Consider the following 25,716-nt stretch of genomic DNA (forward strand, 5'->3'; position numbering starts at 1 on the left):
CGAACCACGTTTGCGCCAGGGGCCAACTCTTACGGCCGATTGAGTACAAGCGTGATCCGGGGTTAAACCTGACTGCATTCCCACCCCGAAGGGGGTCGTCATGTCACAACCAACGGGCGCCGAGACCACTGGCCGTTATCTGGTGCTCCTCGAGGACAAATCGGTCGCGGCCGGTGCGCGGGAGATGAGCCGCGTCGCCGGCATCAGCACCGCCGGCAGCGCGGATTCCGCGACCAGGGAAGAACTCGCCGCAGCGGACGGCGTGATCTTCCAGGACTTGGGCATCGCCGTCGTCGACGCGACGCCGGACCAGGTCGCCAGGCTGACCGAGGCCGCCGCGGCGCCCGGTCCGATCTCCGTGGTCGAGGCCGAACGGGTCGTGCACGCCTACACCGTCACCGACGAGGCCGCGGCGCCTCCCGTGGACGAGTCCGTGTTCACCTGGGGCCTGCAGGCCGTGGGCGCGAACCTCAGCACGGTCACCGGCAAGGGCATCCGGGTCGCCGTGCTGGACACCGGTTTCACGGTCGCGCACCCGGACTTCGCGGGCCGCACCGCGGTCACGCAATCGTTCATCACGGGTGAGACGGTGGACGACGCGCACGGACACGGCACGCACTGCATCGGCAGCGCCACCGGTCCGCGTCAGCCCGCCGGCGGCGGCCCTGGCTACGGGGTCGCGTTCGAGGCCGAGATCTACGCGGGGAAGGTGCTGTCGAACGCGGGCTCCGGCTCGGACAGCGGCATCCTCGCCGGCATCGAGTGGGCCATCGCGAACGGCTGCGCGGTCATCTCGATGTCGCTCGGCGCGGCCGTCCGGCCGGGCACGCCGCACTCGCAGATCTTCGAGCAGGCCGCCACGCGGGCGTTGAGCAAGGGCACGCTGATCATCGCGGCGGCCGGCAACGAGAGCAGGCGGCCGGGGCGGGTCAACCCGGTCGGCCACCCGGCGAACTGCCCGTCGATCCTCTCCGTCGGCGCGATCGACGTGCAGCGCGCGATCGCTCCGTTCTCCTGCGGGACGGTGGACACCATCGGCCAGGTCGACCTCGTCGGTCCGGGCGTGGACGTCTACTCCAGCTGGAACAAGGAGGACGGCGGCCTCGGCATGCGCAAGCGCATCTCGGGCACGAGCATGGCGACGCCGCACGTCGCGGGCGTGGCGGCGCTCATCGCGGAGAAGTACGGCTCGCGCGGGTGGGAGCTGTGGGCCAGGTTGTCGCAATCCGCTCGTCGTCTGGGCTTGCCTTCCACGGATGTGGGTGCAGGATTGGTGCAAACCCCCTGACGCCCTGACGGAGGCGCCCGTGGACAAGGTCGTGGTCTCGGTCGCCGACGACAGCCTGGACGACCTGCCCACCGTGGTGTCCGCGTTGCGCGACGCCGGGATGGTGGTGGAGGACGTGCTGGAGACGCTGGGTGTGGTCACCGGGTCGGTCGCCCCCGATGTGGGAGCCCTGCTCGGGGCCGTGCCCGGCGTCTCGCGCGTGGAGGTGGACCGCGACGACGTGCGGCTGCCTCCGATCCCGGAGGCGTGACCGGGCCCCGCCGGTGACGGTGCGCATTTTACCCGGCTTACACCACCCGCTCGGGGGATGCGGGGTTTGATCCGACCACTTCGGGTAACCGGTTCCAGAGACGAACGGGTCGTCCGAGGAGGTCGAAGACGATGAAAGCCCTGCTCGCCGCGCAGACGGTGCAGGCTCAAGGCATCGGTGACGCAGCCGGTGACGCCCTGCGCAACGTGGTGACCTTCCTGCCGAAACTCGTCGGGTTCCTCGTCGTGCTGCTCATCGGGTGGATCATCGCCCGGGTGCTGCGCTCGGCGGTGAACAAGGTGTTGGAGCGGCTTCACTTCGACCGCGCGGTGCAGCGCGGTGGGATCGGCGACGCGTTGGCGCGCTCGAAGTTCGACGCGTCGGGCCTGGTCGCCCAGATCGTGTACTACGCCGTGCTGCTGATCGCGCTCCAGGTGGCGTTCGGCGTCTTCGGGTCGAACCCGGTCAGCGACCTGCTGAACCAGATCGTGGCCTGGCTGCCGCGGGCGATCGTCGCGATCGTCATCATCGTGGTCGCCGCCGCCGTCGCGCGGGCCGTGGGCGACATCATCTCGCGGGCGCTCGGCGGGCTGTCCTACGGTCCGACGCTCGGCAAGATCGCCTCGTGGTTCATCATCGCGCTCGGCGTGATCGCGGCCCTGAACCAGATCGGTGTCGCCACCACGGTGACCACGCCGATCCTGATCACCATCCTGGCGACGATCGGCGGTATCGCGGTCATCGGTGTCGGCGGTGGCCTGATCAAGCCGATGCAGCAGCGCTGGGAAGGCTGGCTGACGAAGGCCGAGGCGGAGGCGCCGCAGGCCAAGGCTCAGGCGGAGGCGTACAAGCGCGGCCGTGAGGACGTGCAGCGGACGGCGACGGGTGTCTCGCCGGCCGAGCGGACGACCCGGATGACCGAGACGCCGGCGCACGCGGCGTCGATGCCGGCGGCTCCCGGCGGCCAGCCGATGAGCGGCCAGCCGATGCAGCCGGGCCAGACCATGCCGCCGGGCCAGCCGATGCAGGGTCAGCCGATGCCCCCGAACCAGCCGATGCAGGGCCGACCGGTGCAGCCGCACCCCGGCCAGTACCCGCCGGGCGAACAGCGCTGACCGCGCCCGGTCACGGCACGCGTTAACCGGAACGCTCTCGCAGGGGTCCTCGCCAAGGGGACCCCTGCTTTTATTCTTCCCGAAGGGGCCGACAAGCCGGGGGTCGCGCGGACGCCGATGTGGACAACCGGCGGGGCTGTGGACAACCGGCGAGGCGTTGACACGGCAAGGGGTGGACACCGCAAGGCAGCGGACACCGCGAGGGGGTGGACACGACCTGGCACGGACACCGCGAGGCGCGGACACCGGCCGAGCACGGACACCGCGAGGCGTGGACACCGCGAGTGGTGGACCGAGTGGTGGACACCGGCGAGGCGCGGACACCGGCCAGGCGTGACACCGCAGGAATGGACCGGCCAGGCGTGACACCGCGGGGGTGGACCGGCCAGGCGTGGACAACCGTGGGGCGGGTGGCCGGCCGGTCGTCAGCCTTCGAGCGCGGGCTGGTCGCTGCGCGACAGGTGGCAGACGGCGGCGAGTCTCAGCGTCGTCCAGTCCGCGTTCGCCCAGTCCACGATCGCCGGCACCTGCCAGCCCTGCGCCGCCGCCTCGTCGAGCACGCCCTTGGCGTACCCGGCGAGCAGCACCGCCCCCGCCACCGCCGCCGCGGGCACGCCGAACGCGAGGATGTCGCGCACCGCCGCACCGTGCTGGTCGACCGCGGCCAGCACTCCGGGCGCCAACACGCCAGAGGCCAGCACCGCCGCAATTCCGAGTTCGTCGCTCAACCGGTCCAAGAACCGGCGAGCGGGGAAGTCCCACCAACCGCTCACAAGCCCGACACCCTACGCTGTGCGAGGCAATCGACCCACCATCGAACACGTGTTCTATGATCACGCGGGGGTCGAGCCGGATGCGCAGAGAGGAAAACGAGAACGTGCAGGCGGACACGCCCGTGGAGCAGGAAGAGACGGTGGACGCCGAGGCGCCCGCCGCACCCGTGCAGCAGGAGGTCGCACCCGTGCCGCAGGAAGAGCCCGAGGCCAAGCCCGTGAAGCGGGCCAAGTCGACGGCCAAGAAGACCCGCACGGTCGAGCTCACGCTGACCGTCACCGGGACCGCCGACGGCGAGTGGCAGGCCGACCTGGTGCACGGCACCAAGCGGGTCGTGCAGGGCCTCTCGATCTCGGCCGCGGCCGTGTCGCGGGCGGCCAAGGAGTTGCACGACGACATCGCCGGCGGTATCGACGAGGTCATCGAGGCGGCCCGCACCCAGCACCGCACGCGGATGGAGGAGCTGGAGGCCGAGCTCGCGAAGGTCAAGGCCGCGCTGGCCGAGCTGAGCGACTGATCATCCGGACCGGGGGCCGGCCGATCACGGGTGGCCCCCGGTCCGCGATGTCAGCCGTGGCAGCGGTGTTCAGCAGTGCTCAGCGGTTCCAGCAGTGCTCAGCGCGAATTCTCAGCGCCGAATCTCGGCGCAGGGTTTGTCAGCGCAGGTTTTTCAGCGCGAATTCTCAGCGCAGGATTCTCAGCGGGACGGGTCCAGGACCAGCTTGCCGGTCGTGCGGCGGGCCCGCAGGTCCTCGTGCGCCTGGCGCACCTCCGACAGCCCGTACTCGCCACCCGGCACGGCCCGCAGCTCACCGGCCCGGACCAGGTCGAACAGCTCGCCCATGGCCCGGTGCACGACGCGCCCCGGCAACCTGAACGCGTGCGGCAGCCACATGCCGACGACGGCCGTCGAGTGCACCAGCAGCCGGCCGGGCTCGACCGGGGTCGGCTGTTCCCGACTGGCCATGCCGTAGAACGCGAGCCGCCCGAACGGCGCCAGCGCGGCGATGCTCTGGTCGGTGACGGCGCCGCCGGTCATGTCCAGCACGACGTCGACCCGCCGACCGCCGTTGGCCTCGCGCAGCACGTCCGTCATGTTCTCCGCGGTGGAGTCGACCGCGACGTCCGCGCCCAGGTCCAGCGCCAGCTTGCGCTTGTCCTCGGTGCTCGCGGTGGCGATGACCCGTCCCGCGCCCCACTTCTTCGCCAGCTGCACGGCCACCGACCCGACCCCGCCCGCGGCGGCGTGCACGACGACGCTCTCCCCCGCCTCCAGGTGGACGCTCTTGCGGAGCAGCAGCCACGCCGTCGCGCCCTGCACGACCATGCTCAACGCGGTGAGGTCGTCCACGCCTTCCGGCACGTCGAACGCGGTCGCCTCGGGCACCACGGCCTTCTCCGCGTAGCCGCCGAAGTTGGTCAGGCCGACCACGCGCCGCCCGCCCGCCGTGCCGACGACCTCGCCGCCGGGCACCAGCGGGAGCTCCATCTTCGACAGGTAGGAGTTCTCGGCCTGGTGGGTGTCCGCGTAGTTGAGGCCGGCGCGGCTGACGTCGACGAGCAGTTCGCCGGGACCGGCGACGGGTTCGGGGAGGTCGACCTGGTGGAGGACTTCCGGTCCGCCGAACTCGGTGATCTGGATGGCGCGCACAGTTGTCAGTTCTCCTTGTCGATCAGGGGGTCGCGGCCGAGGGTGACGCGCTCGCCGGTGGCGGTGCGCGGGCCGGGCGGGTTGGGGAAGGTGAACGGCGCGCTGGGACGTCCGGCCTGCACGAACCAGCATTCACCGGCCTTGCCGTCCCGCAACACGGCGACGAAAGCGTCCACTACGTCGTCCACGCTCATCACCGGCATCCCGGCGGATTCCAGGGTGGCCTTGAAGCCGGTGATGATCGCGGTGTCGGCGAAGGACGGGCACACGGCGTTGACGGTGACGCCTTCGGCGGCGAGCACCGGTCCGAGGCCGCGGACGAGACCGACGACGGCGGCCTTGTTCGCGCCGTACAGGGGGTCCATGGGCATCGCCATCAGGCCGGCCATGCTGGCGGTGGCCACGATGCGCCCGCCGCCGCGCGCCTTCAGCGCCGCCAGCGCCGCGTGCACGCCGTACACGACGCCGTCGAGGTTGATGCCCATGACCTTGCGGTACCGCTCGGCGTCGAAGTCGTCGCCGAGGCCGAACCCGGTGCCGATGCCCGCGTTCAGCACCGCGATGTCCAGCGCGCCGAACCGCTCGACGGCCGTCGCCACCGCCGCTTCGCTCTGCCGGGGGTCGCTGACGTCGCAGTGGACGAACACGCCCTGCACCTCGTCGGCCACGGCTTTGCCCTGGACGTCGTCCACATCGGCGACGACGACGGACGCACCGGCGGCGGCGAGTCGGCGCGCGACCCCCGCGCCGATGCCGTTCGCGGCCCCGGTGACCAGTGCGACCTTGCCCGAGAACTCCACCGCGCCTCCTCTGGCTGACATTCCGACCAGTCGGTATGGTTCTCCTGACGAGCCCTGGCGTCAAGCCGGCGTCGCCGGTAGGTTACTAAGCGGTTGCTTAGGCCCGCAGATCAAGGAGGACTGACCGTGGCCCAGACGGACGCACGGGTGGCCATCGTCACCGGTGCCGCACGTGGCATCGGTGCCGCCGTAGCCACGCGGCTCGCACAGGACGGCATGGCCGTCGCGCTGCTCGACCTCGACGAGGGCAGCTGCGCCGAGGCCGTGGAGAAGATCAAGGCGTCCGGCGGGACGGCCATCGCGGTGGGTGTGGACGTCAGCGACAGCGCGGCGGTCGACGCGGCGGTCCAGCGGGTGGCGGACGAGCTCGGCGCGCCGACCGTCCTGGTCAACAACGCGGGCATCCTGCGGGACAACCTGCTGTTCAAGATGACCGACGACGACTGGGACGCGGTGATCAACGTCCACCTGCGCGGCACGTTCCTGATGAGCCGGGCGGTGCAGAAGTTCCAGACGGCGGCGCAGTGGGGCCGCATCGTGAACCTGTCCAGCACGTCGGCGCTGGGCAACCGGGGTCAGGCGAACTACTCGGCCGCCAAGGCCGGCTTGCAGGGGTTCACCAAGACGCTCGCGATCGAGCTGGGCAAGTTCAACGTGACGGTCAACGCGATCGCGCCGGGGTTCATCGCGACCGACATGACGGCGGCGACGGCGGCCCGGGTCGGCATCGACTTCGAGGACTTCAAGAAGGGCGCGGCGGCGGCGATCCCAGTGCAGCGCGTGGGCACGCCCGAGGACATCGCGCACACCGCGTCTTTCCTGGTCAGTGAGGGTGCCGGGTTCGTGTCCGGTCAGGTCATCTACGTCGCCGGCGGACCGAAGGACTGATGATGCGGGTATTCGCTGACCTGGAGGAGTTCGCGGCGGCCAAGGGTGAGCACCTCGGTCACGGCGAGTGGCACGAGATCACGCAGGCGGAGATCAACCTGTTCGCGGACGCCACCGGTGACCACCAGTGGATCCACGTGGACCTGGAGAAGGCCGCCGCCGGGCCGTTCGGCGCGCCGGTCGCGCACGGGTACTTGACCCTGTCCCTGATCCCGCTGCTGGTGCGGGACACCTACACGGTGCAGGGCTTGTCCATGGGCGTGAACTACGGGTTGAACAAGGTCCGGTTCCCGAGCCCGGTGGTCGTCGGCTCGCGGGTGCGCGCGGGGGCCGAACTGGCCGAGATCGCGGACGTGCCGCAGGGCAAGCAGGCGGTGGTGCGGGTGACGATCGAGATCGAGAACAACCCGAAGCCCGCTTGCGTGGCGGAAACCGTCGTCCTGCTGGTGGCCTGACCGGCCACTGCCACACCGCACCGGCCACCACAACGGTGGCCAGGCCGGTCGCCGCGCCGGCTACGCAGGGGTCCTCGTCAAGGGGACCCCTGCTTTGATCTTGCTACAGGTGACCGGCGATGTCAGGTGCGGAAGCGCGGACTGTGGACAACCGCGCCCCCTGTGGACAAGCACGGTGGACACCGGTTCGAGGCCCGTGAGAGTCAGCCGTCAGGCCTCGCGAGCGACGCGTTCCAGGCGGGCGCGGTACTCGGGCCACCAGGCGGCGTCCACCGGCGCGAGGTTGTCGTTGTCCGGGCGCAGGCCGGCCGTGCCGTCGATCAGTTCGCGGACGATGTCGGCGTGCCCCGCGTGCCGGTTCGTCTCCGCGATCATGTGGATGAGGATGAAGTGGAGGGTGATCGCCCGACCGCTGTCGGGCCACCACGGGACCTTGCCCGGCGAGTCGAGGTCCAGCTTGTCGATCGTCCGGTCGGCGTGGGCGCACGCGCGCTCGTAGAGGCCGAGGACGTCGGCGCGCGACTCGTCCGCCGTGGCCCACATGTCGACGTTCGGCTCGTCGCTCTCCAGCCACGCCAGGTGCTCGGCGAACGGGCGGTCGAACGTCGCGCCGAAGTAGCCCACCTCGACGCCCGCCAGGTGCTTGACCAGGCCCAGCAGGTTCGTGCCCGACGCCGTCAGCGGTCGGCGCACGTCGTACTCCGACAGCCCGTCGAGCTTCCACAGCAGGGCCTCGCGCGCGGCGCGGAGGTAGCGGTGCAGGTCGGCCTTCACGAGGTGCCCTCCACCGGACGCAGGGAAGCCAGGAACAGGTCGGCGAAGTGGCGGCCCACCTGCTTCGCCGACAACGGCCCGTCGGCGCTGTACCACTGGCCCAGGTGGTGGACGGTGCCGAAGAAGTAGTGCACGGTCAAGTCCGCAGGCACGTCGGCGCGGAACACGCCCGACGCCTGCCCTTCCTCCACAAGGGACCGGAACCGCTCGTGGTACCGGCGCCGTTCCGCGCGCATCTCCCGCACCTTGTCCTCGGCCAGGTGGTCCGCCGAGCGGAAGTACACCCGGGCCTGGTCGAAGTTCTCCACCGACGTGACCACGACGTCGACCGCCACCGCGTGCAGCCGCTCGGCGACGGGCGCCGAACCGGACGCGAACTCGTCCAGCCGCTCCGTCTGCATCCGCAGCAGGCTGCCGTAGATCTCGTGCAGCAGGTCGTCCTTGGACCCGAAGTAGTGGTACATGGCGCCCTTGGTGACGCCTGCCAGGTCCACGATCTCCTGCACCGCGACCCGGTCGAAGCCCTTGGCGGCGAACAACCGCGTCGCGGCGTCGATCAGCCGTTCCGGTACCGATGCCATGGGGAAAGCATCGCACGCCGGCTCACTGGAACATCGCGATCGGCAGCACGACCAGCTCTTCCGTCTCGGCCTTCCACCGCTGCACCTTGCCGACGCACCGGGCGTTGAACGTCCCTTCGGGCACGGAATCGCGCAGCAGCCAGTCGTCGCTGCACTCGACCCGCACCTGCGGTCCCTCTTCAGGGTCGTCCGGGTCGCCGACGGGCGCCAGGAGCACCGTGATGCCGTTCTGCTGCTGCACCACCCGGAACACGCCCTGCATGGACACGAAGCGCTGGATGCGCCGGAGCTTCATCGAACGGGTGGCCGGACCCGTCTCCGCCCGCTCCAGGGCCGCGTTGCGCAACAACGTGCGCTCGTCCAGGTCCACGTGCAGCAGGTCGTTCCGGTGCTCCAGCCCTTCCACCAGCTCGCCGATCAGGTCGATCGGCTCGTAGGTCTTCTGGTAGGTCTTGATCTCCTCACGGGTGCTGGCGACGTCGGCGCCCGAGTTGGCCAGCCACGGGATCGAGATCTTGCCGTCCTTGGTGAGCACGGCCCGTGAGATGATCTCGGCCGGCAGCCGCTCGATGCCGAACCGGCCGGTCGCGACGATGTGCAGCACGGCCTTCCCGTCCAGGTAGACGGGCACGCCCAGCGTCGGCCGCGCGTCGGACCGGCGTGCCGCGCGCCAGGTCACCACCGCCACCCCGACGGCCACGACGAGCGCCAGCTCGGTGATGATCCACACGACCGCCCACGGCCACCACACCGACCACCACAGTCCTCTATCGACAGCCACGGATCTCCTTCACCGCCTCCAGCAGCGATCCCGAACCGGCGTCGACCACCCGTCCGCCGGTCGCCCGCGCCACCCTGTCCAGCTCGACCGGGTCGGCCTCGCCGAACCGGATCGCGTACGTGCGCGCCGGCGGGTTCGGCCACGCGGCGAGGAAGTCGTCCGCGCTCATCCCGGCGTTGTTCTCGCCGTCGGTCATCAGCACGACCGTGCCGTCGCCGACGATCCGGTACGCGTGGTCCAGCGCCGACCAGATCGCGGTGCCGTCGGTCGCGAGTTCCGCCGACGCCAGAGCCCCGGCGAGCGCTTCCAGGTCCGCCGCACCCCGGACCACGACGCTGCGCTCCTCCTTCACGGTGCCCGCGAACCGCACGAGCACGACCGTCTCCCCCACCCTGAACTGGTCGAACCCGCCGGCGCGGCTCAACGTCGCGAACGCCTCCCGCAGACCGGCGATCCGCTCACCGGCCATCGACGTCGAGTGGTCGAGCACGAACACCACCCGGCGCGGGTCGCCCGCGCGGTCGTAGGCGGCGAGCAGGGCGTCCACGACTTCCTGCGTGCCCGGGAAGTACAGCGCGGTGCCGATCGGCTCGCGCAGCTCCTCCGTGCGCTCGACCTGCGGGTCCACCGGCCGGCGCGACGTGCGTTCCATGATCGCCCGCTGGGCGGTCGGCGAGCGCAGCCACTGCACCACGCGGTCGTAGGCGGCCCGCTTGTCCGGCTTGAGCAGCATCAACGGGTAGTCCGACAGCACGATCCCGTCCCGCGGGTACACGACTTCCAGCGGCTCGCGGAGCTGCCCGGACGCGTTCAGCGACAACACCGCCGACTCGTACGTCACCACGGCGTCCACCTCGTCCTGCCGCTTCACGTACTCGTCCACGACTTCCGTCGCGCCGGCCGCGCCGAACGCCCGTCCGGTGAGGAAGCCCTGGAGCTTGTCGCACGTGACGTCCTCGGACCGCAACGCCGCACCCGTGCCCGCCGCGGCCGTCGCCACCCCGATCAACGCCGCCATCCCGCTGCCGGACACGCGCGGGTCGGCCATGCCGAACCGCAACCCGCCCGCCGCCGCGCGCCCGGCCACGTCCGCCCACGACGCACCGCGCAACGCCTCCGCTTGACCCGCCTTCACGCCCAGCACCAGCGGCGACAGCATCGTCGTGGCGGACGGCGGCAGGTCGACGTCCTTCAGCTTCAGGTACCGGTTCGTGGACAGCCACGCCAGGTCGTGGTCGACGCCCGCCGCGACCTGTTCGCTGGCCCGCACCGTGCCCTCGTAGTCGAGCTTCAACTCGACCCCCGTGTCCCGGCGCAGGTCGGCGAGCACCGACGAGAGGTCGGCCAACTCGGAACTGGCCAGCACCGTCAACGTGGTCGGCTCGGGTTTGACGGACGTGCAACCGGCCAGGACAGCGGCCACCGCCACCAGGAGCAGCACGGGCCGCCTCATATCGGCACCCGGATCTCCGGGCAGCGGCCGACCTCCCTGATCATCGTCTCCAGGTCCGGGGGCTTGGGCAGGAACCCCTCGGTGAGGCTCGGGGCCGGCTCCGGCAGACCACGGGCCGCCAGCAGGTCCGGCAGCGCGGTCGAGTCCTGGTTGTCCAGCCGGAACCCCAGTTCCAGGGCACGTCGGCGCAGGTCGGCGTTGTTGCGGATCAGGTCGCCGACCCGTTCGCCCGCCGGGCTGAACGCGATCAGCCACGGCTCGGTGCGGTGGTGCGTGTCGGGGTAGAGCAGGACCCGTTCGCTGTCGGGCTTGCCGGTGCGCGCCACCGTGTCGAACTGGTGCGCCATGTACTGGTGCTCGTACATGACGCCGACCGGAGCGCTGCTGCGTCCGTCCGGGTAGAAGAACGTGGTGCCGATGCCGGAGCCGTGCAGGCCCTCGATCTCGAACACCGGCTTGACCCGCCGCGCCACCTCCAGCGCGTTCTGCTCGTTCGGCGCGACGGAGCCGTTGGCGGCGAACGCGACCAGGCCGAGCCACGCCGAGCCGGAGTAGGAGTCGCACGGGTTGGGCGACTGCGCGACGATCTGGTTGCGGTTGTCGACGGGCTGCTTCAGCTTGTTCCAGGTCTTCGCCGCGCCACCGCCTTCGGGCAGGGACAGCTTGACGAACTCGACCATGTCGAGCGTGTAGTAGAGCCCGCCCTCCTGGCCCTTCGCCACGCCTTCGGCTTCCAGCGCCTCGGCGTACTCCCTGAACGCGCCCAGCACGAGCGGGCTGGCGAACGGGAAGTACACCCGGCCGCCGAACCTGTCCCGGATCAGCTCGGCCGCCGCCTGCCCGGACGGCATCACGAAGTCGAACTCGCGGACCCGTTCCTGCCGGTCGCGGGCGATCTCCCGGGAACCGCCCGAGTCGGAGACCCGCACGTCGATGCCGTTGGCCATCAGGATCCGGCGGACCTCGGAGTCCTGGAAGTACACCGACTTGGAGGCCATCATGGCGCTCACCACGGTGACCTGCTTGAACGGCAGCGCCACCGTGCCGGACGCGAACAGCGCGATCGCACCGGCCAGCGCGATGCCCGCCGAGATCCCGAACGGCAGCAGGAAGCGCTTGCGGCGGAACGCTGACTTGGGCGGGTCGAGGATGGTGAAGCTGGGCTCTTCGGTCGAGCTCTTCGCGACCACGGAACTCCCCCGTGCGGACGGCGATCTCCCCTGCCTACAGGCTAGATCGCCGCGCCGCCGCCGTGGGTCACAAGTCGGGGATCAGCCCCCGATCGTCGCACCGCCGTCCACCACGAACGTCGCACCGGTGGTGTAGCCGCCTGCCGCCGAAGCGAGGAACACCACTGCCGCCGCGAGCTCTTCCGGATCGCCCACACGGCCCATCGGGAGCCTCGAGACGTGCGCTTCCAGGTAGCCGTCGGGGTACTGGTCGGTCATCTCGGAGCCGAAGTAGCCGGGTGCGAGCGCGTTGACCCGGATGCCCTTGCGGCCCGTCCACTGCTGCGCCAGGTCGCGGGTCAGCCCGAGCAGGCCCGCCTTCGACGCGGAGTACGCGGCCTGCGGCAGGCCACCGGAGATGATGCCGAGCACGCTGGACACGTTGACGATCGACCCGCCGTTGGTCATCACGGCCGCCGCCGCCTGCGCCATCCAGTACGCGCCGTTGAGGTTCACGTCCATGACGCCGAGGAACTGCTCGGGCGTCTCCCGGGACGCGGGCACCGCCGACGCCACGCCCGCGTTGTTCACCAGCACGCGGACGTCACCGAACTCGGCGGCGGCGCGGGCGACCTCACGGCAGTCGTCCGGCTGCGCCACGTCGGCCCGCACGATCAGCGCCCGCCGGCCGGCGTCCTCCACCAGCTTCGCGGTGTCCTTGAGCCGGTCCACCCGCCGGGCCGCGAGCACGACGTCCGCGCCCGCCTCGGCCAGGCCCTTGGCGAACGCCACGCCCAGGCCCGAGGACGCGCCGGTGACGATCGCGACCTGCCCGTCCAGCCGGAACTTGTCCAGGATTCCCATTCAGCTCAACCTCTCCAGGATGATCGCCATGCCCTGACCGCCGCCGACGCACATCGTCTCAAGCCCGAACTGCGCGTCACGGGCGCGCATCCCGTTGATCAGGGTGGTCATGATGCGGGCGCCGGTGGAGCCGAACGGGTGACCGAGCGCGATCGCGCCGCCGTGCACGTTCAGCTTGTCCATGTCGATGCCGAGCGCGCGCTGGCTGCCGAGCACCTGCACGGCGAACGCCTCGTTGATCTCGACCAGGTCGATGTCGTCGATGGTCAGGTTCGCGTGCGCGAGCGCCTGCCTGGTGGCGTCGACCGGGCCGAGGCCCATGACCTCCGGCGACAGGCCGGACACACCGGTGGACACGATGCGCGCCAACGGGGTCAGGCCGAGTTCCTTCGCCCTGGTGGCGCTCATGACGACCACCGCCGCCGCGCCGTCGTTGAGCGGGCAGCAGTTGCCGGGCGTCACCGTCCCCTGTGGACGGAACGACGGGTTGAGCGACGAGACGGCGTCGTAGGTGACGTTCTTGCGCGGGCCGTCGTCGGCGGCGACGACCGTGCCGTCCGGGAGCGTCACCGGGGTGATCTCGCGCTCGAAGAAGCCGTCCGCGATGGCCTTCTCCGCCAGGTTGTGAGAGCGGACGCCGAACTCGTCCTGGTCGCGGCGGCTGATGCCGAGCAGGGTGGCGACGTTCTCGGCGGTCTGCCCCATCGAGATGTAGTAGTCCGGCAGCTCACCGTCGTCACGCGGGTCGTGCCACAGGTCGTTGGACTGGGCGGTGCGCTCGGTGCGCGCGCGGGCCTCGTCGAACAGCGGGTTGAGGTGCGGGTCGCCGTGCCGGTAGCGGGAGACGCACTCCACGCCGGCGCTGATGAACGCGTGTCCCTCGCCGGCCTTGATCGCGTGGAACGCCATCCGCGCGGTCTGCACCGAGGAGGCGCAGAACCGGTTGACGGTGGTGCCGGGCAGGCCGTCCAGCCCCAGTTGGACGGCGACCCGGCGGGCCACGTTCTGGCCGTGCTCGTCCTGCGGCTCGGCGCACCCCATGTGCAGGTCGGTGATGTCCTCGCGGTCCAGCTCCGGGACCTGGTCCAGTGCGGCGGCGACGATCTGCGCGGCCAGGTCGTCCGGGCGCAGGTCGACCAGCGAGCCCTTGCGGGCGCGGCCGATCGGGGAACGCGAGGCGGCGACGATGACGGCCTCGGGCATGGCGGTGCTCCTGGTGTCTAGAGGCCGAGGTCGCGGCCGATGAGTTCCTTCATGATCTCGTTCGAACCGGCCCAGATCCGGGTCACCCGGGCGTCCATCCAGGCACGCGCCACGCGGTACTCGGTCATGTAGCCGTAGCCGCCGTGCAGCTGCACGCAGGCGTCGATGACGTCGTTCTGCACGTCCGCGCTCCACCACTTGGCCTTCGCCGCGTCCACGGCGGTCAGCTCGCGCCGGGTGTGCGCGTCGGTGCACTGGTCCAGGAACGCCTGCGTCACGTCGATCTTGGTGACCAGCTCGGCGAGGGTGAACTTGTTGTGCTGGAACGAGCCGATGGCCTGGCCGAACGCCTTGCGCTCCTTCACGTAGCCGATCGTCTCCAGCAGGATCTGCTTGGCGTGGGCGAGGTTCGAGATCGCGCCGCCGAGGCGTTCCTGGGGCAGGCGTTCCATCATGTAGATGAAGCCCTGGTCGACCTCGCCGATGACGTTCTCGTCCGGGACGCGCACGTCCTCGAAGAACAGCTCGGCGGTGTCGGACTCGGGCTGGCCGACCTTGTCCAGCTTGCGGCCCCGTTCGAAGCCCTTCATGCCGGTCTCGACGGCGAACAGCGTGATGCCCCTGGCCTTCTTCTCCGGGCTGGTGCGGGCGGCGACCACGATCATGTCGGCGGAGAAGCCGTTGGTGATGAACGTCTTGGAGCCGTTGAGGACCCAGTCCTTGCCCCGCTTGACCGCGTTGCTCTTGAGCGCCGCGAGGTCGGAGCCGCCGGACGGTTCGGTCATGCCGATGCCGGTCGTCATCTCGCCCGCGCAGAACCGGGGCAGCCAGCGCTGCTTCTGCTCCTCGGTGCACAGGTCGACCAGGTAGGGGGCGACGACGTCGCCGTGGATGCCGAGGCAGGAGGCCATGCCGGCGCTGACCTTGGACAGCTCCTCGCCGAGCACGGCGTTGAACCGGTAGTCGTTCGCGCCGCTGCCGCCGTACTCCTCGGGGACCTCCAGGCCGAGCAGGCCCTGCTTGCCCGCCTCCAGCCACACTTCCCGGTCGATGTGGCGCTGCTGGACGAACTTCTCGTAGTCCGGCTTGAGGGTGCGGGCGCAGAACTCCTGCGCGGTCTCGCGGAACGCTTCGTGGTCGGGTTCGAACAGCGTGCGGCGCACTTCTCGCATCCTCCATACTAAGCGGTTGCTTAGGCGTAAGCGTGCGCTTAGCCTGCGGTATCGTTCGGGCCCGTGTCAAGGAGAGGTGCATGACGTCGAGCCGTGATGAGTTCGCACTCCTGGACGAGACGTGGTCCTCGGTCGAGCCGCCGGCGGCCCGGCGGATGCTGATCGCCGCCGCCGCCGCGTTCTCCGTGCGCGGGTACCACGCGACGACCACCCGTGACATCGCGGCGCAGGCCGGCATGTCGCCCGCCGCGGTGTACATCCACTACCGGTCCAAAGAGGAGCTGCTGTTCCAGATCTCCCGGGTCGGGCACGCGACGTCGTTGTCCGTGCTGACCGCGGTGTCGGACGCGGACCCGGTGGTCCGGCTGACGTCGGCGGTGCGGGCGTTCGCGTCGTGGCACGCCGAGTTCCACACGACGGCGCGGGTCGTCCAGTACGAGTTGACCGCGTTGACGCCGGAGCACCTGGCGGAGGTGGTCGTGCTCCGTCGCCGGATCGAGGCGGCGGTGCGGGAGATGATCTCGGCCGGTGTCGACGCGGGCGCGTTCGACGTCCCCGACGTGCGCGGCGCGACGCTGGCCGTCCTCTCGCTGTGCATCGACGTGGCCCGCTGGTACCAGCCCTCCGGCCGCCGCACCCCCGAGCAGATCGGCGACCTCTACGCCGACCTCGTCCTCCGCATGCTCGGCGCCCCCACCACCCCGTGAGTCCTACGTTCAGAACGCGTGAGTCCTACGTTCAGAACGCATGAGTTCAACGCTCAGGTACGACCCGCGCGGCGCGACCGGCGACGGCGGGTGTTCTGAGCGTTGAATTCGGGGGTTCCGAACGTAGGACTCACGCGACCGGAACGTAGGACTCACGAGGGAACGGGGCGGGGCTCCCGGAATGTTCCGGGAGCGCCGCTGGTCCGGTCCGGGGGCTAGCGGACGGATTTCTTGCCGTAGAAGCCTGCGACGAGGCTGACGCCGATGGCGGCGATGATCACCTGCACGATGATCTCGATCCAGTCGATGCCGGGCGTGTCCTCCACGCCGAGAGCCCGGGCGAGGAACGTGCCCAGGAACGCCGCCACGATGCCGACAATGATCGTCAGCCAGATGGGGATGGCCTGCTTGCCCGGGGCGATGAGCTTGCCCAGCAAACCGATGATGAGGCCGACGATCAGAGCGCTGATCACACCGCCGATGCCCACTATGCCTCCTGCGGGTTAGTCGCCTTCGAAGAAGTCCCCGACCTCGTCGAGGGCCTCGCCCATCATCATCCCACCGAACACGCCGGCCGCAGCCCCAGCGACCATGCCGCCGGCCCCGATTCCCCCGCCGTGGTGACCTCCGTGGTGCCCACCGTGACCGCCGTGCATCCCATAACCGCCGGAAGATCGCCTGCCGGCCACCTGATCCATCCACTGGTGGAGCAGCGCCGCCCAGTCCGTGCGGATCACCTCATCGTGGGACATGGCGAAGTGTCCGAACGAGTCGCCGCCGGCCCGGAACAGCCCGCCGCGGCGGTCCGCCTCCAGCACGACGTACAGCCGGTGCGGGTCGGCCACGAACGTCAGCTCGAGCTGGCTGATCTTGCCCAGGAACTGGCCCGGCGGCAGGAACTCGATCTCCTGGTAGAACGGCAGCTGCTGCGGCACGCCGTGGATGCGCCCCGACTCGTTGTCCGCCCGCTGGAACCGGAACCCGAGCGCGCCGAACGCGTTCAGCACGTGCTCCTGCGACCGGATCGGGTGCACCGCGACCGGGTCGAGGTCACCGGGGTCGACGGCGCCGCGCACCTCCAGCTCCGTGCGCAGGCCCATCGTCATCCCGTGCAGCGGCTGCCCGTGCACCACCGTCACGGGCGTCTCGAGCGGCATCGGGAACTGGAACGGCAGCACGAGGTTCTGCCCGGCCGCGACGCTGACCCGCTGCGCCACGACGACCCGCGCGAACTCGACGTTGCGGTTGTGCTCGTTGTCGCCGCTCTCCACCTCGACCCGGGTGACCAGCGACAGCTTGACCTGGTCGATGTCGACCGGGTGGTCGCCGCCCGCGATGCGGACCTCACCGGTCAGCACCTCACCCGGCCTGACGTTGGGGTTGGCCAGCACCGTGTCGACGGACGGACCGCCGACTCCGAACGCGCGCAACATCCTCTTGAAAACCACGGTGGGTGCCTCCTGGCCTGCTTCTCGGGTCACGCACTTGGGCTGATTGTCCCAAGGACGCCTCGGTACTGGCATCGGTTCCCTCTGGACGAACGCTAAGCGCAGGTGTCACTATGCGACCGCGGTCACATACTAAGCGGTCGCTCAGGAGGTTGAAGTGCCCACGCTGCTCGTCGCCAACCGGGGAGAGATCGCCGTCCGAGTGCTCCGCGCCGCCGCGGACCTCGGCTGGCGCACCGTCGCCCTGGTCACCGACGCCGACGACGCCCACGGCCGGTTCGCCGACCGCGCCGTCCGGCTGCACGGCTCCTACCTGGACGCGGACGCGGTGCTCGCCGCCGCCGAGGGGTGCGACCTGGTCCACCCCGGCTACGGGTTCCTGGCCGAGAACGCGGGGTTCGCCCGGCGCTGCGCCGAGGCCGGGCTGACGTTCGTCGGCCCACCGCCCGAGGTGCTGGAACTGCTCGGCGACAAGAGCCGGGCCCGCGCGCTGGCCACCGAGGTCGGCGTGCCGGTGCTCGCCGGCGCCGAGGACGGGTTCGAGGACTTCTTCCGCACGCACGGCGCCGTCGTGGTGAAGGCCGTCGCGGGCGGCGGGGGCAAGGGCGTGCGGGTCGTGCGGCGGCTCGCCGACCTCCGGGCCGCCGTCGACCGGTGCCGGGCCGAGGCGCTGGCCGCGTTCGGCGACGGCACGGTGTTCGTGGAGGAGCTGCTCGAACCGGCCCGGCACGTCGAGGTGCAGCTGGTCGGCACCACGGTGCTCGGCGACCGCGACTGCTCGTTGCAGGTCCGGCACCAGAAGCTGGTCGAGATCGCACCCGCCCCCGACCTCTCCCCCGACCTGCGGACCGCGTTGCACGAGGCGGCGGCGACGATCGCGCGTGCCGTCCGGTACACGGGGCTGGGCACGGTGGAGTTCCTGGTCGCGCCGAACGGCCGGTTCGCGTTCCTGGAGGCCAACCCCCGGCTCCAGGTCGAGCACACGGTCACCGAGCAGGTCACCGGGCTGGACCTGGTGCGGGCCCAGCTGCTGCTGGCGACCGAGGTCGAGCCCGACCTGACCCACACCCCGCGCGGCAGCGCGCTGCAGCTGCGGGTCAGCCTGACTTCGACGGGACGTCTGTCGACGTTCGTGCCGCCGTCCGGTCCGGGCGTCCGCGTCGACACGCACGCGTCCGCCGGCTACCGCGCGGGCCTGGACTTCGACCCGTTGCTGGCCAAGGTCGTGGTGCACGCCGACGACCTGGACACCGCGCTGCGCCGCGCCCGCCGTGCGCTGGACGAGTTCACTGTGGACGGTGCGAAGACGAACATCGGCTTCCTGCGCGGTCTGCTGGACCATCCGGATTTCCTGAAGGCGCACACGGGTCTGGTCGATTCGCTGCCCCGTGAGGACACCGGTGCGCGCTCTCCCGTGCAGGGGACCGTCGTGGCGATCGAGTCCGGCACGGTCGTCGTGGAAGCGATGAAGATGCAGCACGTCGTGCCGATCGGTGACGCGCGGGTGCTGGTCGAGGTCGGTGACACGGTCTCGGAAGGCGCGTTGCTGGCCGAGGGCGTGGACGTCGCGGTCGAGGAGAAGGCCGTCGAGTTCGACCTCGACGACGTCCGGCCGGACCTCGCGGAAACGTTGGCGCGGCACGACTTCTCACGTCCGGAGGCGGAGGGGAAGCGGCACTCGCGTGGCCGGCGGACGGTCCGGGAGAACATCGCCGACCTGTGCACCGACTTCGTGGAGTACGGCGGCCTCGCCATCGCCGCGCAACGCCGGCGCCGGTCGTTGGACGAGCTGGTCGAGCGCACGCCCGCGGACGGGCTGGTCGCCGGCGTCGGCAAGGTGAACGGCGGCCAGGTCGTCGCGATGTCCTACGACTACACCGTGCTCGCGGGCACCCAGGGGCTGCGCAACCACGCCAAGAAGGACCGGATGTTCGCGCTCGCCGAGCAGCGACGGCTGCCCGTGGTGCTGTTCGCCGAGGGTGGCGGCGGACGGCCGGGCGACACCGACCACGGCGGCGTCAGCGGGCTGGACTGCCTGGCGTTCCACCTGTTCGCGAAGCTGTCCGGCCTGGTGCCGCTGGTGGGGATCGCGTCCGGCCGGTGCTTCGCCGGCAACGCGGTGCTGCTGGGCACGTGCGACGTGGTGATCGCGACCCGTGACGCGACGATCGGCATGGGCGGTCCGGCGATGATCGAGGGCGGCGGGCTCGGCGTGTTCCGGCCCGAGGAGATCGGTCCGGTCGACGTGCAGTCGCCCAACGGCGTGATCGACGTGCTCGTGTCGGACGAGGCCGAGGCGGTCGAGGTCGCCAAGAAGTACCTCTCTTACTTCCAGGGCCCGGTCGACGGCTGGGAGTGCCCGGACCAGCGGCTGTTGCGGCACCTCGTGCCGGAGAACCGGGTGCGCGCGTACGACGTGCGGACCGTGGTGGAGACCGTCGCGGACGCCGGGTCGGTGCTGGAACTGCGGCGCGAGTTCGGCCGCGGCATCGTCACCGCGCTGGTCCGGGTCGAGGGACGGCCGCTGGGCTTGATCGCGAACGACCCCGCGCACCTCGGCGGTGCGATCGACGCGGACTCCGCGGACAAGGCGGCGCGGTTCCTCCAGCTCTGCGACGCGTTCGACCTGCCGGTGGTGTCCCTGTGCGACACGCCGGGGTTCATGGTCGGGCCGGACGCCGAGCGCACCGCCACCGTGCGGCACCTGACCCGGATGCTCGTGACCGGCGCGAACCTCGACGTGCCGTTCGGGTTCGTGGCGCTGCGCAAGGCGTACGGGCTGGGCGCGCAGGCGATGGCGGCGGGCAGCTTGAAGGTGCCGCTGTTCGCCGTGTCGTGGCCCAGCGGCGAGTTCGGCCCGATGGGGCTGGAGGGGGCCGTGCGGCTCGGGTACCGGCGCGAACTGGACGCCATCGACGACCCCGGGCAGCGCAAGGAGATGTTCGAGGCGATGGTCTCGGCCGCCTACGAGCACGGCAAGGCGCTCAACGTGGCGTCCGCGTACGAGATCGACGACGTGATCGACCCGGCGGACACCCGGCTCTGGATCACCACCCTGCTCACCGGTCCCGACGCCGCCCCGGCCAGGACCGGCAAGAAACGCCCGTTCGTGGACACCTGGTGAAAGGGAATTCCATGGTCACGACCGCTCCTCCCGAGCGGCGCACGCTGCGCAAGCTCATGGCCGCCGGACTCGTCGGCTCCAGCCTTGAGTGGTACGACTTCTTCATCTACGCCACTGCCGCGGCGCTGGTGTTCCCGAAGTTGTTCTTCCCCGACGCGTCGCCGCTGGTCGGGCTGCTGCTCTCGTTCAGCACGTTCTGGGCCGGGTTCATCGCGCGGCCGGTCGGCGGGCTGGTGTTCGGGCACGTCGGCGACAAGTTCGGCCGCAAGCCGGCGCTGGTGGCGTGCCTCGCGATGATGGCCGCGGCGACGTTCCTGATCGGTCTGCTGCCGACCAGCGCGACGCTGGGCGTGCTGGCACCGGTGCTGCTGGTGGTGCTCCGGTTCGTGCAGGGCATCGCGGTGGGCGGGCAGTGGGGTGGCGTCGTGCTGCTGCTGACCGAGACCGCAGGGCCGGCGAAGCGCGGGTTCGCCGGGACGTTCGGGCAGGCCGGTGTGCCGCTGGGCGTGATCCTGGGCAACGTGGCGTTCCTGGTCGTCGGCGCGACCGTGCCGCCGGCCGACTTCGCCGCGTGGGGGTGGCGGGTGCCGTTCCTGGCGAGCGCGCTGCTGTTCCCGGTGGTGCTGTTCATCCAGCTGAAGGTGGAGGACAGCCCGGTGTTCCGGGAGATCAAGGAACGCCGTGCGGAAGCGCCCACGGCGGCCCCCGCGCCGTTGCGGGAGGTGCTGCGGACGCACTGGCGGACGGTGCTGCTCGGCTCCGGGCTGATGTTCGCGTCCAACGCGATCTTCTACGTGAGCATCGCGGGCGTGCTCGACTACACGACCCGTGAGCTGGGGTTGGCGCGCAACTCGGTGCTCGTGGTGACGCTGCTGTCGTCGCTGCTCAGCGTGCCGGTGATCCTGCTGGCCGGTCGGTGGTCGGACCGGCACGGCAGGCGCCCGCTGATCATCGTCGGCGCGGTGGGGTTGATCGTGTGGGCGTTCCCGTACTTCTGGTTGATCGACACGGCGTCGCTGGGGCTGATCTTCGTGGCGCTGGCCGTCAGCGGTGTGGCGTCGAGCCTGGTCTACGGGCCGGTGGCCGCGTACCTGGCCGAGCTGTTCGAGCCGCACGTGCGGTACTCGGGCGCGTCGCTGGCGTACCAGTTGGCGTCGATCCTGGTCAGCGGTGGCACGCCGTTCATCATGACGGCGCTGCTCGTCGCGACCGGCACCTCGGCCTCCGTGTCGACGTTCCTGCTGGTCATGGGCGTGGTGACGCTGGCGTCGGTGCTCTGCCTGCGGGAGACCCACCGCCCCTGACCGGAACCTCACGGAGGAAGGGGTATCCCCGACAGGGGGCATCCCTTCCTCCACGGGTGACCGCGACCGAGAACGAGGTGACGATGAGTAGCAATGCCGTGGTCGGGCGTCTACCAGGAGTGAACTGTCAAACGGGTGACGTGCGGAACGTTGCGCGCTTGCCGTACGTTGCCGTGCCGTGACCACTCTCCTGGGACGCTTCAAGCAGCGGCTGCGTCGGTTCGCGCAGAAGCCGGGCTCCGCCGACCTCACGCCCTACCGGAAGCTGCTCGACGAGGTCAACGAGCAGGCCGAGCGCGTGAAGAAGCTCAGTGACGAGGAGCTGACCGCCGCGGCGGCCGGGCTGCGCGGCAAGGAGGACTTCGGCCGGCCGGAGCTGGTGGAGGTGTGCGCGCTCGGTCGTGAGGCCGCGGAGCGCGCGCTCGGCCTGCGTCCGTTCGACGTGCAGATCCTCGGCGCCCTCGGCCTCATGGAGGGTCACGTGGTCGAGATGGCCACCGGTGAGGGCAAGACCCTCTCCGGCGCCATCGCCGCCGCCGGTTTCGCGCTGCGCGGCGACCAGGTGCACGTGGTCTCGGTGAACGACTACCTCGCCCAGCGCGACGCCGAGTGGATGGGCCCGCTCTACCGGCTCCTCGGCGTCAGCGTCGGCTGGCTCGACCAGAGCTCGAAGCCCGACGAGCGCCGCGCCGCCTACCAGGCCGAAGTCACCTACGCGTCGGTCTCGGAGATCGGCTTCGACATGCTGCGCGACCGGCTGGCCACCGACGTCGGCGACCGCATCGTGCCCGTGCCGCGCGTCGCGCTGGTGGACGAGGCCGACTCGGTCCTGGTGGACGAGGCACGCGTGCCGCTGGTCCTGGCGGGCTCCACCGCGGGCCCGGCGGTCGACCCGGCCCTCGCCGACCTGGTCAAGCGGCTGCGCCGCGACCTGCACTTCGAGATCGACGACGAAGAGCGCAACGTCTACCTGACCGGCGCGGGCAGCGAGCTGGTCGAACGCCAGCTCGGCGGCATCGACCTGTACTCCGACGAGCACGTGTCCACCACGCTGAGCAAGGTCAACGTGGCCCTGCACGCGCAGGTGCTGCTGCACCGGGACGTGGACTACATCGTCCGCGACGGCAAGGTGCACCTGATCAACGACACCCGCGGCCGGATCGCGAAGCTCCAGCGCTGGCCCGACGGCCTCCAGGCGGCGGTCGAGGCGAAGGAGAACGTGGCGACCACGGACGCGGGCGAGGTGCTGGACTCGATCACCGTCCAGGCGCTGCTCAACCGCTACCCGTCGGTGTGCGGCATGACCGGCACCGCGGTGGCCGTCGCCGAGCAGTTGCGCGACTTCTACAAGCTGGAAGTGCTGGTCATCCCGCCGAACGTGGAGACGATCCGGGAGGACGAGGCACCCCGGCTGTACATGACGCTGGAGCAGAAGGAAGCCGCGATCGTCGCCGAGATCAAGGAGGCGCACGAGTCCGGCCGCCCGATCCTGGTCGGCACGCTCGACGTGGCCGAGTCCGAGCGGCTGTCGCGCAAGCTCGCCGAGGCGGGCCTGGAGTGCGTCGTGCTCAACGCCAAGAACGACGCCGAGGAAGCCTCGATCATCGCCGACGCGGGCTCGTTCCAGCGGATCACCGTGTCCACCCAGATGGCGGGCCGCGGCACGGACATCCGGCTCGGCGGCCACGACTCGACCGACCGGGAGCGCATCGCCGAACTGGGCGGCCTCTACGTGATCGGCACCGGGCGGCACTCCAGCAGCCGGCTGGACGACCAGCTGCGCGGTCGCGCGGGCCGCCAGGGCGACCCGGGCGGCTCGGTGTTCTTCTCCTCGTTGCAGGACGAGCTGGTCACGCAGTACGTGCCGGACCACGACGAGCCGGCCGAGGTGGACGAGGACGGCCGCATCACCGACGCGGGCACGCTGCACACCGTCGAGCACGCTCAGCGCGTCGCCGAGGGCGTGCACCTGGAGATCCACCGCAACACGTGGCGGTACAACAAGCTGATCGAGCACCAGCGCCAGCTGCTGCTGGAGTTCCGGGACAAGCTGCTCACCACGGACACCGCGTGGCAGGAGCTGTCCGAGCGGAACGCCGACAAGGCGCTCGACCTGAAGGACCTGGACGAGGACGTCAAGGTCAAGGCGGCGAGGTTGATCGCGCTGCACCACCTGGACCAGCGGTGGAGCGATCACCTGACGTTCCTGACCGACCTGCGCGAGGGCATCCACCTGCGGGCGCTGGCGCGGCAGAACCCGCTGGACGAGTTCCACCGGGAGGCCATCCCGGCCTTCCACAAGATCATCCCCGACGCGTGGGACGAGGCCGAGGAGACCTTCGCCAAGGTGGAGATCGACGCCGACGGCGCGCACCTGGCCGAGGCGGGCGTCCAGCGGCCGAACACCACCTGGACGTACCTGGTCAACGACAACCCGTTCTCGTCCGGCCTGGAGGAGACGTTCAAGGGGCTGGTGAAGCTCGTCCGACGTCGGTGACCACGGGTGGCCGTGCGGGCTGGGAGCAGACCCAGCCCGCGGCGGCCGTCAGTGGGCGGGGGCGGACACCTTCTTGCCCTCGACCGGCTCCGCTTGGCGCGGGAGGGTGGCCGGTCTCGGCATCCGCTGCGCCACCGCCTGCTCGGTGAGCGCACGGATCTCCGCCAGGATGTCCAAGTGGTGCTGGGACGGTGGCGGACCGACGAGGTTCGAATGGTCGAACGCGGTGCGTTCGGCCTTGTGGGCGAGGTTCTGAATGCGCCGGATCAGGTCCCACTCCTGGTCCGTGCGCGTCGAGCGCCGTTGCTCAGTCACCCCGGAAGCAGACACCTCACGTCGGGTGAACGTAAATCACCTGGCAGTGCGAACTTCGCTGGGTCGACTGAGCTACCCGTGCCGGTGTCGTCGAAACGCACCGATCAGGCGACTAAAGCCGCCACCGCTGGGCGAGATGCCATGCCGCACAGGCATTGACGTCCAGCACATATGTAGTCGCCGTGCCGCATTGGTGGGCCGCGGTGCCCGGATCGACCGGTTGCCCGTGACCCATTCCGGTGACGGTGTGGGTTTCGACCACCGGTGACCCACCGCTGTCGCGGTACACCGCATGGGGGTAACCCGCGACGGTGTCGGTGACGTCCGCGGTGGCGTCCGCGCCGTGCACGTCGGTCCACTGCTCGACGATCTCCCGCTGGTTGGCCACGGCGACCGTGTAGTCCGCGGTGCCGTGCCACACGGTCATGGTCGGCCAGGGGCCGCGGTGGGCGGTCGCCGCACGCACCTTGTCGCCCCACTGCCGGGCGGTCAGGTTCCGGCCCGGGTTCATGCAGCCGAACGCGTCGAACGCGGTGGTGGCGCAGCCGAACGGCAGGCCGGCCACCACCCCGCCGCCCGAGAACACGTCCGGGTACGCCGCCAGCAGCACCGACGTCATCGCGCCGCCCGCGGACAGACCGGTGGCGTAGCTCGCGGACGTGCCGAAGTCGGCCTTCGTCCGCGCCACCATCGACGCGATCGACGCGACCTCGCCGAATCCGCGGGTCGTGTCCGCGAACTGGAACCAGTTGAAGCACTTGTTGTAGTTGTTCGTGCTCTGCTGCTGCGGCAGCACGACGGCGAACCGGAGCCGTTCGGCCAGCGACACCCAGCCGCTGGACGTGCCGTAGCGGGCGTCCTGGGTGCAGCCGTGCAGGACCACCACCAGCGGTCGGCCGGCGGGCAGGCCGTCCGGCACGTAGCGGAACATCCTGAGGTTCCCGGGGTTCGACCCGAACGCCGGCACCTCGGTGACGGTCGCGGCGTCGGCCTGTGGCGCGACCAGCGGGGTTGTCGACAGCAGGGACACCGACAGCAGGGCGATCAACGTCAGCACGCGCATGCGGACCTCCTTGTCCGCTTCTCGACCGTAGAAGTCCTCC

Annotated in this window: 25 protein-coding genes; 10 read left to right on the forward strand and 15 right to left on the reverse strand. The window is 70.6% G+C overall.

Annotated elements, in window-relative coordinates; genetic code table 11:
* Positions 1–100: 100 nt before the first annotated feature.
* The 3 genes from OQ02_RS33820 (at position 101) to OQ02_RS33830 (ending at position 2,653) form a co-directional block, all read left to right on the forward strand.
* Positions 101–1,288, forward strand: coding sequence for a S8 family serine peptidase (locus OQ02_RS33820; protein WP_033442734.1), 1,188 nt, complete (start codon positions 101–103; stop codon positions 1,286–1,288).
* 19 nt (positions 1,289–1,307) lie between these two features.
* The gene (locus tag OQ02_RS33825; protein ID WP_033442735.1) at positions 1,308–1,538 is read left to right on the forward strand and encodes a hypothetical protein; all 231 of its coding nucleotides are present in this window, start codon (positions 1,308–1,310) and stop codon (positions 1,536–1,538) included.
* 131 nt (positions 1,539–1,669) lie between these two features.
* Complete coding sequence (locus OQ02_RS33830) at positions 1,670–2,653, forward strand: mechanosensitive ion channel family protein (RefSeq protein ID WP_081916128.1); 984 nt, start codon at positions 1,670–1,672, stop codon at positions 2,651–2,653.
* 425 nt (positions 2,654–3,078) lie between these two features.
* On the opposite strand, the gene OQ02_RS33835 is transcribed toward OQ02_RS33830, so the two are convergent.
* Entirely contained in the window at positions 3,079–3,426 is a 348-nt protein-coding gene (locus OQ02_RS33835; RefSeq protein ID WP_033442736.1) for a DUF6401 family natural product biosynthesis protein, read from the reverse strand.
* A gap of 80 nt (positions 3,427–3,506) precedes the next feature.
* Here OQ02_RS33835 and OQ02_RS33840 point away from each other — a divergent pair, with 80 nt between their 5' ends.
* Positions 3,507–3,944 (forward strand): DUF6319 family protein, encoded by a 438-nt coding sequence (locus OQ02_RS33840; RefSeq protein WP_033442737.1) that lies wholly within the window; start codon positions 3,507–3,509, stop codon positions 3,942–3,944.
* Positions 3,945–4,124: 180 nt separating this feature from the next.
* On the opposite strand, the gene OQ02_RS33845 is transcribed toward OQ02_RS33840, so the two are convergent.
* Positions 4,125–5,078, reverse strand: coding sequence for a quinone oxidoreductase family protein (locus tag OQ02_RS33845; protein ID WP_033442738.1), 954 nt, complete (start codon positions 5,076–5,078; stop codon positions 4,125–4,127).
* 5 nt (positions 5,079–5,083) lie between these two features.
* The gene (locus tag OQ02_RS33850) at positions 5,084–5,899 is read right to left on the reverse strand and encodes an SDR family NAD(P)-dependent oxidoreductase (protein ID WP_033442739.1); all 816 of its coding nucleotides are present in this window, start codon (positions 5,897–5,899) and stop codon (positions 5,084–5,086) included.
* A gap of 105 nt (positions 5,900–6,004) precedes the next feature.
* Between OQ02_RS33850 and fabG the strand changes: the two genes are divergently transcribed.
* Both fabG and OQ02_RS33860 read left to right on the forward strand, forming a co-directional pair.
* A complete protein-coding gene (gene fabG / locus OQ02_RS33855) occupies positions 6,005–6,766 on the forward strand; it encodes a 3-oxoacyl-ACP reductase FabG (RefSeq protein WP_033442740.1) in 762 nt (253 codons plus the stop codon).
* A 2-nt stretch (positions 6,767–6,768) separates the two neighbouring features.
* Entirely contained in the window at positions 6,769–7,221 is a 453-nt protein-coding gene (locus tag OQ02_RS33860; RefSeq protein WP_197043614.1) for a MaoC family dehydratase, read from the forward strand.
* A 210-nt stretch (positions 7,222–7,431) separates the two neighbouring features.
* Here OQ02_RS33860 and OQ02_RS33865 read toward each other — a convergent pair whose 3' ends face one another.
* The 8 genes from OQ02_RS33865 to OQ02_RS33900 all read right to left on the reverse strand — a co-directional run bounded on the left by OQ02_RS33865 (position 7,432) and on the right by OQ02_RS33900 (position 15,209).
* Positions 7,432–7,995: a DinB family protein gene (locus OQ02_RS33865; RefSeq protein WP_033442742.1), complete on the reverse strand. Its 564-nt coding sequence runs from the start codon at positions 7,993–7,995 to the stop codon at positions 7,432–7,434.
* Positions 7,992–8,576 (reverse strand): TetR/AcrR family transcriptional regulator, encoded by a 585-nt coding sequence (locus tag OQ02_RS33870; protein WP_033442743.1) that lies wholly within the window; start codon positions 8,574–8,576, stop codon positions 7,992–7,994. The genes OQ02_RS33865 and OQ02_RS33870 overlap by 4 nt, the downstream gene beginning before the upstream one ends.
* Before the next feature lie 22 nt (positions 8,577–8,598).
* Entirely contained in the window at positions 8,599–9,357 is a 759-nt protein-coding gene (locus tag OQ02_RS33875; RefSeq protein WP_033442744.1) for a hypothetical protein, read from the reverse strand.
* Positions 9,344–10,810, reverse strand: coding sequence for a substrate-binding and vWA domain-containing protein (locus OQ02_RS33880; protein ID WP_033442745.1), 1,467 nt, complete (start codon positions 10,808–10,810; stop codon positions 9,344–9,346). The genes OQ02_RS33875 and OQ02_RS33880 overlap by 14 nt, the downstream gene beginning before the upstream one ends.
* On the reverse strand, positions 10,807–12,000 hold the full coding sequence (locus OQ02_RS33885) for a hypothetical protein (protein ID WP_081916129.1): 1,194 nt from the start codon (positions 11,998–12,000) through the stop codon (positions 10,807–10,809). Before OQ02_RS33885 ends, OQ02_RS33880 begins: the two co-directional genes overlap by 4 nt.
* 81 nt (positions 12,001–12,081) lie before the next feature.
* Positions 12,082–12,843 carry an SDR family NAD(P)-dependent oxidoreductase gene (locus tag OQ02_RS33890; RefSeq protein ID WP_033442746.1) on the reverse strand — a complete coding sequence of 254 codons (762 nt, stop codon included), beginning with the start codon at positions 12,841–12,843 and terminating at the stop codon, positions 12,082–12,084.
* The gene (locus OQ02_RS33895) at positions 12,844–14,046 is read right to left on the reverse strand and encodes an acetyl-CoA C-acetyltransferase (protein ID WP_033442747.1); all 1,203 of its coding nucleotides are present in this window, start codon (positions 14,044–14,046) and stop codon (positions 12,844–12,846) included. It abuts the gene before it with no gap.
* 17 nt (positions 14,047–14,063) lie between these two features.
* Complete coding sequence (locus OQ02_RS33900; RefSeq protein ID WP_033442748.1) at positions 14,064–15,209, reverse strand: acyl-CoA dehydrogenase family protein; 1,146 nt, start codon at positions 15,207–15,209, stop codon at positions 14,064–14,066.
* A gap of 89 nt (positions 15,210–15,298) precedes the next feature.
* On the opposite strand from OQ02_RS33900, the gene OQ02_RS33905 reads away from it, so the two are divergent.
* Entirely contained in the window at positions 15,299–15,925 is a 627-nt protein-coding gene (locus OQ02_RS33905; RefSeq protein ID WP_051773119.1) for a TetR/AcrR family transcriptional regulator, read from the forward strand.
* Positions 15,926–16,140: 215 nt separating this feature from the next.
* Here OQ02_RS33905 and OQ02_RS33910 read toward each other — a convergent pair whose 3' ends face one another.
* On the reverse strand, positions 16,141–16,413 hold the full coding sequence (locus OQ02_RS33910; RefSeq protein ID WP_033442749.1) for a GlsB/YeaQ/YmgE family stress response membrane protein: 273 nt from the start codon (positions 16,411–16,413) through the stop codon (positions 16,141–16,143).
* A gap of 15 nt (positions 16,414–16,428) precedes the next feature.
* A complete protein-coding gene (locus OQ02_RS33915) occupies positions 16,429–17,373 on the reverse strand; it encodes a sporulation protein (protein WP_081916130.1) in 945 nt (314 codons plus the stop codon).
* A 157-nt stretch (positions 17,374–17,530) separates the two neighbouring features.
* On the opposite strand from OQ02_RS33915, the gene OQ02_RS33920 reads away from it, so the two are divergent.
* The 3 genes from OQ02_RS33920 to secA2 all read left to right on the forward strand — a co-directional run bounded on the left by OQ02_RS33920 (position 17,531) and on the right by secA2 (position 24,298).
* Complete coding sequence (locus tag OQ02_RS33920) at positions 17,531–20,497, forward strand: acetyl-CoA carboxylase family protein (protein ID WP_033442751.1); 2,967 nt, start codon at positions 17,531–17,533, stop codon at positions 20,495–20,497.
* A gap of 11 nt (positions 20,498–20,508) precedes the next feature.
* A complete protein-coding gene (locus OQ02_RS33925) occupies positions 20,509–21,801 on the forward strand; it encodes an MFS transporter (protein ID WP_051773120.1) in 1,293 nt (430 codons plus the stop codon).
* Between the two features lie 178 nt (positions 21,802–21,979).
* The gene (gene secA2 / locus OQ02_RS33930; protein WP_033442752.1) at positions 21,980–24,298 is read left to right on the forward strand and encodes an accessory Sec system translocase SecA2; all 2,319 of its coding nucleotides are present in this window, start codon (positions 21,980–21,982) and stop codon (positions 24,296–24,298) included.
* A 48-nt stretch (positions 24,299–24,346) separates the two neighbouring features.
* On the opposite strand, the gene OQ02_RS33935 is transcribed toward secA2, so the two are convergent.
* Together OQ02_RS33935 and OQ02_RS33940 are read right to left on the reverse strand one after the other, a co-directional pair.
* Positions 24,347–24,613, reverse strand: a complete 267-nt coding sequence (locus OQ02_RS33935) for a hypothetical protein (protein ID WP_033442753.1) — start codon at positions 24,611–24,613, stop codon at positions 24,347–24,349.
* Between the two features lie 112 nt (positions 24,614–24,725).
* Complete coding sequence (locus OQ02_RS33940) at positions 24,726–25,676, reverse strand: extracellular catalytic domain type 1 short-chain-length polyhydroxyalkanoate depolymerase (protein WP_033442821.1); 951 nt, start codon at positions 25,674–25,676, stop codon at positions 24,726–24,728.
* Between the last annotated feature and the right edge of the window lie 40 nt (positions 25,677–25,716).

It is taken from the genome of Saccharothrix sp. NRRL B-16314, assembly GCF_000716595.1.
Classification (GTDB): Bacteria; Actinomycetota; Actinomycetes; order Mycobacteriales; family Pseudonocardiaceae; genus Actinosynnema.

Coding starts and splice junctions, on each gene's coding strand:
- OQ02_RS33820 (WP_033442734.1), top strand. CDS start 101: ATGTCACAACCAACGGGCGCCGAGACCACTGGCCGTTATCTGGTGCTC.
- OQ02_RS33830 (WP_081916128.1), top strand. CDS start 1,670: ATGAAAGCCCTGCTCGCCGCGCAGACGGTGCAGGCTCAAGGCATCGGT.
- OQ02_RS33840 (WP_033442737.1), top strand. CDS start 3,507: ATGCGCAGAGAGGAAAACGAGAACGTGCAGGCGGACACGCCCGTGGAG.
- OQ02_RS33850 (WP_033442739.1), bottom strand. CDS start 5,899: ATGTCAGCCAGAGGAGGCGCGGTGGAGTTCTCGGGCAAGGTCGCACTG.
- OQ02_RS33860 (WP_197043614.1), top strand. CDS start 6,769: ATGCGGGTATTCGCTGACCTGGAGGAGTTCGCGGCGGCCAAGGGTGAG.
- OQ02_RS33870 (WP_033442743.1), bottom strand. CDS start 8,576: ATGGCATCGGTACCGGAACGGCTGATCGACGCCGCGACGCGGTTGTTC.
- OQ02_RS33880 (WP_033442745.1), bottom strand. CDS start 10,810: ATGAGGCGGCCCGTGCTGCTCCTGGTGGCGGTGGCCGCTGTCCTGGCC.
- OQ02_RS33890 (WP_033442746.1), bottom strand. CDS start 12,843: ATGGGAATCCTGGACAAGTTCCGGCTGGACGGGCAGGTCGCGATCGTC.
- OQ02_RS33895 (WP_033442747.1), bottom strand. CDS start 14,046: ATGCCCGAGGCCGTCATCGTCGCCGCCTCGCGTTCCCCGATCGGCCGC.
- OQ02_RS33905 (WP_051773119.1), top strand. CDS start 15,299: ATGACGTCGAGCCGTGATGAGTTCGCACTCCTGGACGAGACGTGGTCC.
- OQ02_RS33925 (WP_051773120.1), top strand. CDS start 20,509: ATGGTCACGACCGCTCCTCCCGAGCGGCGCACGCTGCGCAAGCTCATG.
- OQ02_RS33940 (WP_033442821.1), bottom strand. CDS start 25,676: ATGCGCGTGCTGACGTTGATCGCCCTGCTGTCGGTGTCCCTGCTGTCG.